Origin of the sequence: Vibrio sp. 10N.222.49.C9 (genome assembly GCF_041474985.1) — a bacterium.
Classification (GTDB): Bacteria; Pseudomonadota; Gammaproteobacteria; order Enterobacterales; family Vibrionaceae; genus Vibrio; species Vibrio crassostreae_C.
In genome coordinates this window covers 1-383 of the sequence record NZ_JBFRVD010000201.1, presented here as the reverse complement: position 1 = coordinate 383, position 383 = coordinate 1, and the positions used below count along the sequence as shown (strand labels likewise).

Annotated in this window: 1 pseudogene; it reads left to right on the top strand. The window is 47.3% G+C overall.

The window, feature by feature from the left end:
• Nucleotides 1-383 (top strand): annotated as a pseudogene (locus AB4585_RS22750) (putative pyridoxal-dependent aspartate 1-decarboxylase); the annotation flags it as partial.

The following is a 383-nucleotide window of genomic DNA, read 5'->3' as shown; positions in this document are numbered from 1 at the left end:
TATGACGTCAGCACTGCCTTATTTCTTGATGCCACTATCAAAGATCATGATTGCGCTGAATCAAAACCTGGTGAAAATCGAAACCTCCAAAGCCTTCACGCCATTAGAGCGTCAAGTCTTGGGTATGTTGCATAGCCTAATTTATGCACAGGACGATGACTTCTACGCAAAATGGATGCATAGCGCACAGCACTCCCTTGGCGCATTTTGCTCTGGCGGGACCATCGCGAACATCACTGCTTTATGGGTGGCAAGAAACAATGCGTTCCCTGCCGACGGTGACTTTAAAGGCATCGAGCAACAAGGTATTTTCAAGGCGCTTAAGCACTATGAGTATGAAGGCATTGCAATCCTTGTATCCGAGCGTGGCCACTATTCACTGA